Origin of the sequence: Streptomyces sp. NPDC058307 (genome assembly GCF_042880295.1) — a bacterium.
Classification (GTDB): Bacteria; Actinomycetota; Actinomycetes; order Streptomycetales; family Streptomycetaceae; genus Streptomyces.
The window spans coordinates 92,281-103,604 of the sequence record NZ_JBHVYZ010000003.1 but is presented as its reverse complement, the minus strand read 5'-3'; the positions used below and the strand labels follow the sequence as shown (position 1 = coordinate 103,604).

At 69.4% G+C, this 11,324-nt stretch carries 5 protein-coding genes and 4 pseudogenes; 1 reads left to right on the top strand and 8 read right to left on the bottom strand.

Translation table 11 applies throughout. The annotated features are described in order from the left end of the window. Nucleotides 1-3 precede the first annotated feature (3 nt). The 3 genes and pseudogenes from ACFVYN_RS03525 to ACFVYN_RS03515 all read right to left on the bottom strand — a co-directional run. Entirely contained in the window at nt 4-1,557 is a 1,554-nt protein-coding gene (locus ACFVYN_RS03525; protein WP_389991869.1) for an acyl-CoA synthetase, read from the bottom strand. Next, the gene (locus tag ACFVYN_RS03520) at nt 1,554-2,663 is read right to left on the bottom strand and encodes a nitronate monooxygenase (protein ID WP_389991867.1); all 1,110 of its coding nucleotides are present in this window, start codon (nt 2,661-2,663) and stop codon (nt 1,554-1,556) included. Before ACFVYN_RS03520 ends, ACFVYN_RS03525 begins: the two co-directional genes overlap by 4 nt. Nucleotides 2,664-2,774: 111 nt before the next feature. Further along, a pseudogene (locus tag ACFVYN_RS03515) lies at nt 2,775-3,077 on the bottom strand (transcriptional regulator); the annotation flags it as partial. On the opposite strand from ACFVYN_RS03515, the pseudogene ACFVYN_RS03510 reads away from it, so the two are divergent. Then, nucleotides 3,077-3,256 (top strand): annotated as a pseudogene (locus ACFVYN_RS03510) (SDR family oxidoreductase); the annotation flags it as partial. The pseudogenes ACFVYN_RS03515 and ACFVYN_RS03510 overlap by 1 nt on opposite strands. A 53-nt stretch (nt 3,257-3,309) precedes the next feature. Here the strand turns inward: ACFVYN_RS03510 and ACFVYN_RS03505 are convergent. The 5 genes and pseudogenes from ACFVYN_RS03505 to ACFVYN_RS03485 form a co-directional block, all read right to left on the bottom strand. Then, nucleotides 3,310-4,881 (bottom strand): phytoene desaturase family protein, encoded by a 1,572-nt coding sequence (locus ACFVYN_RS03505; protein ID WP_389991864.1) that lies wholly within the window; start codon nt 4,879-4,881, stop codon nt 3,310-3,312. Nucleotides 4,882-4,943: 62 nt separating this feature from the next. Then, a complete protein-coding gene (locus tag ACFVYN_RS03500) occupies nt 4,944-7,217 on the bottom strand; it encodes a tetratricopeptide repeat protein (RefSeq protein WP_389991862.1) in 2,274 nt (757 codons plus the stop codon). A gap of 60 nt (nt 7,218-7,277) precedes the next feature. Next, complete coding sequence (locus ACFVYN_RS03495; RefSeq protein WP_389991859.1) at nt 7,278-8,123, bottom strand: oxygenase MpaB family protein; 846 nt, start codon at nt 8,121-8,123, stop codon at nt 7,278-7,280. Nucleotides 8,124-8,648: 525 nt separating this feature from the next. Then, nucleotides 8,649-9,138: pseudogene (locus ACFVYN_RS03490) on the bottom strand (transposase). A 1,581-nt stretch (nt 9,139-10,719) separates the two neighbouring features. Next, a pseudogene (locus tag ACFVYN_RS03485) lies at nt 10,720-11,175 on the bottom strand (TniQ family protein); the annotation flags it as partial. Nucleotides 11,176-11,324: the final 149 nt, after the last annotated feature.

Genomic DNA, 11,324 nt, shown 5'->3' with positions numbered 1-11,324 from the left:
GGCTCACACCGGTCGCGGGCGCCCCTCCCAGTACGGCTCCCGCAGCCGTCGCTTGTACAGCTTGCCGTTGGGATCGCGGGGCATCTCGGTGATGAAGTCGACGCTCTTCGGCCGCTTGTAGCCGGCGAGCTGGGCGGCGCAGTGGGCGAGGAGGTCGGCGGCCAGGTCCGGCCCGGGCGTGTGGCCCGGGGCGGGTTCCACCACGGCCTTGACCTCCTCGCCCCAGTCGTCGTGCGGGATGCCGAAGGCGGCGGCGTCGGCGACGGCGGGGTGTTGCAGCAGGACGGACTCGATCTCGGCGGGGTAGATGTTCACCCCGCCGGAGATGATCATGTCGATCTTGCGGTCGCGGAGGAAGAGATAGCCGTCCTCGTCCAGGAGTCCCAGGTCGCCGACGGTGAAGAAGTCTCCGATGCGGTTCTTCTTCGTCTTGGCCTCGTCCTTGTGGTAGGCGAAGCCGCCGGTGTTCATCTTCAGGTAGACGGTGCCGAGTTCGCCGGGCGGCAGCCGGTTGCCGTCGTCGTCGAAGATCGCGAGCTCGCTGATGGGCCAGGCCTTGCCGACCGTCCCCGGCTTCTTCAGCCAGTCCTCGGCGGTCGCGAAGGCTCCGCCGCCCTCGCTGGCCGCGTAGTACTCCTCCACACAGGGCCCCCACCAGTCGAGCATCGCCCGCTTGACGTGGTCGGGGCAGGGGGCGGCGCCGTGGATGGCGTGCCGCATGGACGAGACGTCGTAGCGTGCCCGCACGTCCTCGGGCAGGGCCAGCAGGCGGTGGAACTGGGTGGGGACCATGTGGGTGTGGGTGCACCTGTGTGCGTCGATGAGCCGCAGCATCTCCTCCGGCGTCCACTTGTCCATCAGGACCAGCCGGTGCCCGATGTGCAGGGACGCGGCCGCGAACTGGAGGACGGCGGTGTGGTAGAGCGGCGAGCAGACGAGGTGGACGTTGTCGCCGAAGGGCTGGATGCCGAAGATGCCGAGGAAGCCACCGAGGTACGCCTCCTCCGGCCGCTTGCCGGGCAGGGGCCGGCGGATACCCCGCGGACGGCCCGTCGTACCCGAGGTGTAGTTCATGACCCAGCCGAGCTCGCGGTCCGATGGCGGCGACTCGGGTTGTCCGTCGAGGAGTTCGGCGTACGGCCGGAAGCCCTCGATCTCGCCGACGGCGTACCGGTGGCTCGCCGCCAGGCCCGCCTCGTCGGCCGCCTGCCGTGCGGCGTCGGCGAAGCGTTCGTGGGCGAGGAGCACCTTGGCACCGGAGTCGGCGACGATCCAGGCGATCTCGGGGGCGACGAAGTGGTGGTTGATCGGGACCAGGTAGAAGCCGGCCTGGCTGGCGGCGAGGTGCGCGGTGAAGAACTCGGCGCTGTTGGGCAGGACGACGGCGAAGGCGTCGCCGCGTTCGAGTCCGGCGGCGCGCAGGCCGTGGACGAGCTGGTTGGCGGCGGCGTGGAGGCGGCCCGCGGTCCAGGGCGAGCCGTCGGGGGCGATGAGGACCGTACGTGAGGGGTCTTGGGTGGCCTGGGCCCAGAAGCCCGCGGGAGGTGTGCTCGTCACTGGCCGCTCCTTCCGGCGATGCGGTTGATACGGTCGACGGCTTTCTCGAAGCCGCGGGTGAGGTCGTCGAAGACGGCCTGGACGCTGCGCTCGCTGGTCATCCGGCCGACGATCTGGCCGACGGGCGTGCCCAGCAGGGGCTCCACCTCGTACTTCTGGATGCGGGACACCGCATCGGCGACCAGCAGGCCCTGCAGGGGCATCGGGAGGGTGCCGGGTCCGTCGGCGGAGTCCCAGGCGTCGGTCCATTCGGTACGGAGCTGGCGCGCGGGTTTCCCGGTCAGCGCGCGGGAGCGGACGGTGTCGCCGGAGCCGGCCGCGAGCAGCTTCTCGATCAGCCTGGGCGAGGGCAGTTCGGCCTCTGTGGTGGTCAGCCATATGGAGCCCAGCCACACACCTTGAGCCCCTAGTGCCAGTGCGGCCGCCACCTGCTGACCGCTGCCGATGCCGCCCGCCGCCAGCACGGGCAGCGGGTCCACGGCGTCGACCACCTCGGGCGTGAGGACCATCGAGGCGATGTCCCCGGTGTGGCCGCCGGCCTCGTAGCCCTGGGCGACCACGATGTCGATGCCGCCCTCCTTGTGCTTGAGGGCATGCCGGGCGCTGCCGGCGAGGGCCGCGACGAGGACGTCCTGGTCGTGCGCGCGGGCCACCACGTCGGCGGGCGGGGAGCCGAGGGCGTTGGCGAGCAGCCGGATCGGATAGTTGAAGGCGACGTCCAGCTGGTTCCGGGCGACCTGCTCCATCCAGCCCGTGATGCGCCACCCGGACACCTCGCCCTCGGCGAGTTCGGGCACGCCGTACTTGGCGAGGGTGTCCTTGACGAACTGCCGGTGCCCCTCGGGGATCATCGCCTCGACATCCGCCTCGGTCACCCCTTCGACCTTCTTGGCGGGCATGACGACGTCCAGGCCGTACGGCTTGCCGTCGACGTGGGCCTCGATCCAGTCGAGGTCGCGCTTGAGTTCGTCGGGGGCCGTGTAGCGGACCGCGCCGAGCACTCCGAAGCCGCCGGCCCGGCTGATGGCCGCGGCGACGGCGGGGAACGGCGTGAAGCCGAAGACGGCGTGCTCGACTCCGAGTTTCTTGCTCAGCTCCGTCTGCATGGGCGCAGGATGCCGCAGACCTCCGGACGACGGAAGGGTTTTTCTGATGCTCCGTCAGATTCAGGTCGCGGACCGGGGCCACGGGCCGGACCGAGGCCGGGGACCGGCGGCTCAGCCGGGGGCGCCCAGCCGCTGGGTGCCGACGACCGACAGGAGCCGTAGCGCCTCTTCGGACGGGGAGCCGGGTACGGCCGTGTGGATCACGACCTGTTGGTCGCGGTCGGCGATGTCCAGGACATCGCAGTTGACGGCGACCGGGCCGACCACGGGGTGGTCGAAAGTCTTGCGGGGCGTGGGGCGGGCCGTGACGTCGTGGGCGGCCCACAGGCGGGCGAACTCCTCGCTGCTGTCGAGGAGTTCGGCCGCCAGGCCGGTCAGCTCGCGATCGTCGGGATATCGGTCGGAGGCGGCACGACATGATCGACGAGTGGGAGACGAACTCCCCGGGCATCGTCGAGCAGGTCGTCGCACAGACCCCGCTGGGCCGGGGCGCCGACCCGGCCGAGATCGCCGAGGCCGCGGCCTGGCTGCTGAGCGACCGGGCCTCGTACGTCACCGGCGTGGTGCTCCGCGTCGACGGCGGGAGCCGGGCGTACGCGCACGCGAGCGTCGGCCGCAGAGTTCCCGCAGCCGGACCATCGCCGCGTCAGCCGCCCAGTTCCTCCAGCACCGCCATCGCCGCGTTGTGCCCCGGCACTCCGCTCACCCCGCCGCCGCGCACCGCGCCCGCCCCGCACAGCAGCACGTTCGCGTGCCGGGTCTCCACGCCCCAGCGGCCGGTTCCCTCCTGGGCGTACGGCCAGGACAGGTCGCGGTGGAAGATGTTCCCGCCGGGCAGCCGCAGGTCCCGCTCCAGGTCGAGCGGGGTCTTCGCCTCGATGCAGGGCCGGCCGTCCGCGTCCGTGGCCAGGCAGTCGGCCAGCGGTTCGGCGAGGTGGGCGTCGAGCTGGGCGAGGGTCGACTTGAGGAGTTCCTCGCGTACGGCGTCGTTGTCCCGGTCGAAGAGCCGGGCCGGGGTGTGCAGGCCGAACAGGGTGAGGGTCTGGTAGCCCCTCTCGACGAGGTCCGGGCCGAGGATGGTCGGGTCGGTGAGGGAGTGGCAGTAGATCTCGGAGGGCGGGGCGGCGGGGAGCCTGCCGGCGGCGGCCTGGGCGTGGGCGGTGGCGAGCTGCTGGTAGCCCTCGGCGATGTGGAAGGTGCCGGAGAACGCCTCGCGCGGGTCGACCTCGCTGTCGCGCAGCCGCGGAAGGCGCTTGAGCAGCATGTTGACCTTGAGCTGGGCGCCTTCGGCGGGGGCGGGCGACCGGTCGCCGGTGAGGGCGGCGAGGTCCCGCGGGGAGGCGTTGACCAGGACGTGCCGGGCAGCGACGGTGCCCTCCGCCTCCCCGGAGCGGTACGTGATCTCCGCCGAGCCCCCGTCCGTGGAGATCCCCACGACCTCGTGGCCGGTGGCGAGGACCGCGCCGGCCTGCCGTGCCGCGGTGGCCAGGGCGTCGGTGAGGGCGCCCATGCCGCCGACGGGTACGTCCCAGGCGCCGGTTCCGCCGCCGATCACGTGGTAGAGGAAGCAGCGGTTCTGCTTGAGGGAGGGATCGTGGGCGTCGGCGAAGGTGCCGATCAGCGCGTCGGTCAGGACGACACCGCGGACCAGGTCATCGGCGAACCGGTCCTCCACGGCCACGCCGATCGGCTCCTCGAACAGGACCCGCCAGGCCTCCTCGTCGTCCACCCGCAGGCGCAGCTCGTCCCGGGTGGGCAGCGGCTCGGTGAGGGTGGGGAAGACCTTCTGCGCGACGCGACCAGTCATGTCGTAGAACCGCTGCCAGGCCCGGTACTCGCTCTCGCCGCCGGTGAGCTTGGCGAAGGCCTCCCTGGTGCGGCGCTCGCCGCCGCCGACGAGCAGTCCGGTCGGCCTGCCGTCGCGTTCGACGGGCGTGTACGACGAGACGTTGCGGGTGCGGACCCGGAAGTCCAGTCCGAGGTCGCGGACGATCTTCTTGGGCAACAGGCTGACCAGGTACGAGTAGCGCGAAAGCCGGGCGTCCACCCCGGTGAACGGCCGTGTGGAGACCGCGGCTCCCCCGGTGTTCCCGAGCCGTTCGAGGACCAGTACGGACCGCCCGGCGCGGGCCAGGTACGCGGCGGCGACCAGACCGTTGTGGCCGCCGCCGACGATGACGGCGTCGTAGGCGCGGTGGAGTCCCTCGTGTGCAGGCATGGTTCTTCGTAACACGTGATGATCTAGGTCGGCCAGACGTGGGCGGCACCCGGCGGCGACGGTCACTGCCCGCCCGAGGCCCGCTGCTGCCGCAGTACCGCCACTCTCCGGTAGAGCTCCACCGCCTCCGCGCCCCGGCCGAGCTGTTCCAGGCAGTGGGCCTCGTCGTTGCGGCTGGCGAGGGTGTCGGGGTGGTCGGCGCCGAGGACGCGCTCGCGGGCTCCGGCCACCGTGCGGTACTCGGTGAGGGCGTCGGTCCAGCGGCCGAGCCAGCCGAGCCCGACGGCGACCTCGCGGCGGCTGACCAGGGTGTCCGGGTGCTCGGGGCCGAGGACGCGCTCGCGGATCGCGCACACGTCCCGGGACTCGGCGAGGGCCTCTTCCCAGCGGCCGAGGCGGCCGAGGTTGACGCCGAGGCCGTGGCGGGCGCGCAGGGTCTCGGGGTGGGCGGGGCCGTGGACGCGGGTGCGGTCCTCGACCAGGTCGTGGTAGAGCCGCAGCGCGTCGGCGCTGCGGCCGAGGCGGCCGAGGCTGATGCCGACCTCGTAGCGGGCGGCGAGGGTGTCGGGGTGCTCGGGGCCGAGGGCCCGGGCGCGGGCCTCGGCGACCTCGTGGTAGGTCTGCAGGGCGTCCGCCCAGCGGCCCAACTGGCCGAGCGCGTAGGCGACTTCGTAACGGGTGACGAGGGTGTCGGGGTGGTGGGGGCCCAGCACCCGGGCGCGCGCGGCGGCCACCTCGCACGCCATGCGGTAGGAGTCCTCCAGGCGGCCGAGCCTGCTGAGGTTGAAGGCGAGGTTGTGACGGCAGCGCAGGGTGTCGGGGTGGTCCGGGCCCATCCCGCGCTCGCGGGCGGCGAGCACCGAGGTGTAGACCTGGTGGGCGTCGAAGTGGCGTCCCAACTGACCGAGGACGTAGGCCATTTCCTGACGGACGGCGAGGGTGTCGGGGTGGTCGGCGCCCAGGGTACGGGTCCTGGTCGCGGCCACGTGCTTGTACGCGCGCAGGGCGTCGGCGGCACGGCCGGTGCGGCTGAGGGTGAAGGCGACCTCGTAGTGGCTGGCGAGGGTGTCGGGATGGTCGGGGCCGAGCAGGTGCTCGCGTTCGGCGGCGACCGCGCGGTGCACCTCGCCGGCCTCGGCCCAGCGGCCCAGGCGCCCGAGGCTGAGTCCCGCGTTGTGCCGCCCGGCAAGTGCCGCGAGTGCCTGCGCGGAGGGCACGGGCGGCTCGTCCGGCACGGGTTCCTCGACGCGGCCGGTGGCGGGGCGGGCGATCCACTCGCCGGTGAGACCGGCCCCGGCGTCCGGCGGGGTGGTGACGAGGCCGGCGCCGGTGGCCTTGTGGCCGGTGGTCATGCCCCGGGTCCAGGACGGCAGCCGGGTCTCGCGCGGGCGGGCGGGGTCGGGCCACTCCTGCGGGCGGAGGTCGGGCGGCTCCTGGGCCCTGAAGTCGGGCCGCGGGGTCACCACGGTGGGCACGTACGCCGGTGTGGTGCGGCCCACGGTGATCCGACGGCCCAGCTCACGCGCGTCGCGCGGGCGCTGTTCGGGCTGTTTGGCCAGCAGGTCGAGGATGACCCTGTCGAGGTACTCGGGGAGTTCGGCGCGGTGGCTGCGTGGCGGCCGGGGCGGGGTGTCGCGGTGGCCGACGAGGATCGCCCACGCGTCCTCCAGGTCGAACGGCGGGGCCCCGGTGGCGATCTCGTACAGCACGCACCCCAGGGAGTACAGGTCGCTGCGCTCGTCGACCTCGGAACCGCCTATCTGCTCCGGCGACATGTAGTGCGGGGTGCCCATCGCGATGCCGGTGCCGGTCAGCCGGGAGGTGAAGTCGACGTCGTGGCCGAGCCGGGCTATGCCGAAGTCGCAGATCTTCACGGTGCCGTCGGTGAGGCGGACGATGTTCGCGGGCTTCAGGTCCCGGTGCACGATGCCCTGCCGGTGGGTGTAGGCGAGGGCGGCGGCGACCTGGTCGGCGATCTCGACGACGTCGGCCACGGGCAGGGGGTGCTGTTTGTTGTCCTCCAGGAGCTGGCTGAGGTTGCGGCCGTCCAAGAGCCCCATCACCAGGTAGAGGACGCCGTCGGACTCGCCGAAGTCATGGACGACCGTGATGCCGCGGTGGCTGAGCGCGGCGGCCACCCGGGCCTCCCGCCGGAACCGCTCCCGCAGGACCCGGGTGAAGCTCTGGTCGTGGTGCCCGCCCAGCGGCTTGAGGCACTTCACGGCGACATGGCGGCCGAGCGACTCGTCGCGGGCCCGCCACACCTCGCCCATGCCCCCGCGCCCGATCAGATCGAGCAGTCGGTACCGCCCCTGGATGAGCCTGCTGTCCCCCATCTGCTGCGACCGCCCCCGTCGAACTCGCCCCGCCACCCCTGGCCTGCCCAGTATGGCGACCTATCGTCCGAGTTTGTACGGGGCGGGGCGGGTGCCGGGTCCGAGCCGGGCCATGGCGCGCAGGATGTGTTTGGGCGGGAGTTGCCAGCGCAGACGTGCGGGAACGCAGCGCAGCAGGGTGCCGGTGGCGCGCAACTGACGGGTGACGGTGGAGGGTTCGGGGGCTTTCCTGCCGTACAGCTCGTGGGCGTACGGCGGCAGGGCGGCGTACGCCAGCTGCGCCACGCGCCGCCACAGCACCTCGCGCGCCGGGACGAGAAGAGGGTGTGCGGGCGGGCGGAGCAGGAAGTCGTCCACCTCGCGGGACTCGGGCGTAGCCGCGAGTTCGGGGAGCACCTTCTCGAAGTAGGCGGCCATCTCGACCTGGTTCGCCGGTACGGCGTCGGGGTCCAGGCCGACCAGGCGGGCGCTGATCCGGTGCTCGGATATGTAGCGGTCCGCCTGCTCGTCGGTGAGGCGGAAGCCGGAGCGGCGGGCGACCTGGAGGTAGGAGTCGACCTCGGCGCAGTGCACCCACAGCAGCAGCTCGGGTTCGTCCACGCCGTAGCGTTCGCCGGTGTCGGGGTCGGTCGCCCCGAGCATGCTGTGGATCTTCCGGACCCGGGCACCGGCCTTCTCCGCGGCCTCGGTGGTGCCGTAGGTCGTGGTACCGACGAAATGGGCGGTCCGCATCAGCCGGCCCCAGGCGTCGCGCCGGAAGTCCGAGTTCTGCGTGACGCCGCGCAGGGCGCGCGGGTGCAGAGCCTGGAGGTAGAGCGCCCGGATGCCGGCGACCCACATCATCGGGTCGCCGTGCAACTGCCAGGTCACGGACGATGGACCGAACAACCCCGGATCACCCGCCATGTCGGCAGGTGTGACCAGGATCGGTAGTTGGCACTAGGCCACGTTCGGGACCTGCGCTGATGCCAAGTAGCTTCAGCGGTTGCAGGCACGGAATCAGAGAGGTAGTTGGCACTTTGGTACAGCGCAGGTCACAAGGAGTGCCGCCGCACTTGGGCATTCAATCCAACTCGGGCGTTTCATTTGGATCATCGTGCCGACCAGATGAAGATGCTGGCGAGGCAGATGGTTGCGGTCTTGTCGTATCGAATGGCAGGTACGTGCGGAGAGTCAAGGGGGTCGCCCATCGGCCTTCGTCTGCCGGTGCGGCAAGCCGGCCCAGCAATGGGCCTACTCGCATGCCGACCTCGACGAGCAGCGCAACAAGGAGGGCCACGAATCAGGTTGCCGTTCAGCTCGGATCCGGCCTTTACGCGTAGCTGGAACATGGCCGAGGAAGCGTCGGCCTACGCGGCAGACCTGGCGAACTCGATGGGGCTGGCCTGTTTCGTCGTGCAGCAGAACCGGGTCAGGCCCTGAACAGGGCGATCAGTCGTCGGGAGCCGATGAGGGGGAGACGATGCCGACGAAGGCGAGAAAGTGTTCGGCCTTGCGCTCGTAGCAGCGGTAGAGGCGTCGGCCGCCAGCCAGGAAACCGTTCCCTCGACCACCCAGCGGTGCCGACCGAGCTGATTCAGCGCCGTCTGCGCACTCTCTTGGCTGCTCGCGTGCTTACGGCGTCGATGGCGTGTCGCGACCAGTCCAGGTCACCCTGGCTTCCAGTCGCGTCACGGAGTAGTTGACGCACTGCCGTCCACACATGGGCTTCGGACCATTGGATGAACCTCTGGAGAGCGGTTCCGCCCGAGAGCCCAAATCCGGATGGAAGGAGTGGCCACGCGCAGCCTGATGTCGAAGCGAACACAATCGCGGCCAATGCCTCTCGGTTGCCGATGCGTCGGGATGCCGCTTTGCGCGCCTGGTCGGATGCCGACGGGACCACGCGTTGGAACAGCTCCCACAGGTGGTCCGGCGCCATCTGCCCTACGGGGTCCGTCAACTCGCAAACCGTACGGTTCAGTGTCGCAACACGTGACGTCGCATCGAGATTCGCCTGTAACCCCTCGTGCTGAACGGCACCAGCGGCTGCAGCTTCTTCGTCACGGATGACGTCATGCACTGAGATCGCCGGTTCATGGTTCTGGTCACAAGAAATCGCGAGGCGTTTGGCATACAAGTGGAGTCGCCGGCGCAGCCTCAGGCTCGGTCCCCTCGCTCCGTTGCCCATCCGGTACAGGAGTGCACAGAGTTCCCGCCTATCCTCGCCAGACTTCCGAAGGTCGAGCACTGCCGGACTGTGCATGCGCTCTCCTTCAGTCACTTCAGCCCACACTAGGGCCGAGCCCATTGTCGGGTTCGCCTGCTCCCTTAGCCTCTCCAGTCCAGGAAGCCCGTCACTCATGGTGAGCCAGTCGTCCAGCGGCAGACGCCAGAAAGCCAAGCTTCTTCGCCTGTTGGCATAGTCGATACGATGAGAAGTTGTGTCCAAGCATTTCGCGATCTGTTCGACAGCCTCTTCGAAAGCTGGCCAAAGGCAGAACGCCTCCAGTTGGCGCCCGAGATGCTTGAGGGTACTTCGAGCAAGACCCGGTTGCATGCCTACCACCGGTGCACAGTCGCCCCAATTGGCGCCTGACTTCAGTTCGGCAAGCTGCAGCGAAGCGGCCCGCCGGAGGTGCCGTTCGATCGAGGTGGTAAAGCGCGGCAGGCGCTCAACGAATTCAGCAAAGTGCTGGCCGAACCATGTCAGAGGCAGGAACGACGGGATCTCTTCGGCTCGGAAGTGGTGTTGACGCGTGAGAGCGATTCGCAACTCGTCTCGAGCAGGCAGCCTGTGGATGCGCCACGTGGTGGCCCGGGCCAGAGTCGGCGAGATGTCGGTGCTTCTACAGATACCGCCGGCGTAGCTCCTTGCCCGGCGGTACGCCTCCCGAGCCAAAGGCTGTAGGCGGGGCCGTAGCGTAAGGAGTTCACGATTTCCCAGCGCCACATCGGCGGCGGCTAGCAGAGCTCCGCACAGTGCGGAGTCACTAGGGGCAATTTTTGCCCCTCGATTATTTGCCGATTTCTGCTGCTTGTTCTGTTGCTTGGCGGCGATCTGCGCAAGCAAAGGTTCCACATGACCTTGCACTAGGCCTTCCAGGCGGGCGGATTGGAGGAATTCGGCACCCAGGGGCCACGTCAGCTTTATCAGATGAGAAGTTGCGATCAGGTCCGAGAAATAGTACCTGTCAGGTGCGGCGCTCGCATGCAGGGGTGTAGTCTGCGGCGAGAGGTACTCCAAGATGCGCTGCTGCAGGGCAAGAAGATGATCCAGATCACTGGCTTCCACTGCACGTTCAGAACCTTGGCTAGCGCGGTCAAGTCGCATTCCGCACAGCACGCTTTGGGGCCGCTCGGCACAATGGAGCGGATCGCCCGTCCTACGAGGAAGAGTGTTACGGCACTGCAATGGGTGCAATCCGGCCAGTCCAGAATTCATAATCAAGCTGTTCCGCATGCCACCCGCAACCTCAACAGGTTGACAGCACGCTGGGCAGAGGTGTTCCAGCAGACGCCGATGCTGTACGCAGGCGAAGATGACCGGCAGATGCCATGCTAACTGCCAGGCTCCCCCCAAGGCTTCTTCAATAGCTGTGCCGTCGCCTCGCAGGCAGTCAGGGCAGTATCGGCCGGAGCTAGCGACAGCCCAATGAACTGCAGCACTATTCCCGATACCTCTGCTGTGCGTCTGGATCCTGCTGAGCGGGGAATACGTCTGAGCGAATCTCCTCAAGGTCAGAGCGTCGGCTTCGCGTTCTGTTAGGCGCGCGGATAAGGCGAACTCCCGCATCACTCCTTCAGGCATGGCTCGAAGGTAAGCGTGGGCGATCCGGCGATATCGCGACGTCAGGCCGACCAACTCAGCGACCCGGACAGGAGAGCGCTCAAGCCTGTATGCCGTGCGAAGCAAAAATCCGGGCAACGACTCCCCTGTGAGTGGCGTGAGACTACGCGGGAGCTGTTGGGGCGCCATGCAGCTAGTTCTCCATCCTGGCCTGAACAACAAGTCTGCTGATGACTTGACCTTGCCAACGTTCAGGAAACGCCCAGGCGCAGCTTCCCCCGCCGAGCGCTCGCCCCGATAGTGCCGCAGTACTGTGCCACATTTTCAACGGCCCAGAT

Excerpts from the sequence above, each read along its gene's own strand:
- ACFVYN_RS03495 (WP_389991859.1), bottom strand. The coding sequence starts at position 8,123 with ATGGCGGGTGATCCGGGGTTGTTCGGTCCATCGTCCGTGACCTGGCAG.
- ACFVYN_RS03520 (WP_389991867.1), bottom strand. The coding sequence starts at position 2,663 with ATGCAGACGGAGCTGAGCAAGAAACTCGGAGTCGAGCACGCCGTCTTC.
- ACFVYN_RS03505 (WP_389991864.1), bottom strand. The coding sequence starts at position 4,881 with ATGCCTGCACACGAGGGACTCCACCGCGCCTACGACGCCGTCATCGTC.
- ACFVYN_RS03500 (WP_389991862.1), bottom strand. The coding sequence starts at position 7,217 with ATGGGGGACAGCAGGCTCATCCAGGGGCGGTACCGACTGCTCGATCTG.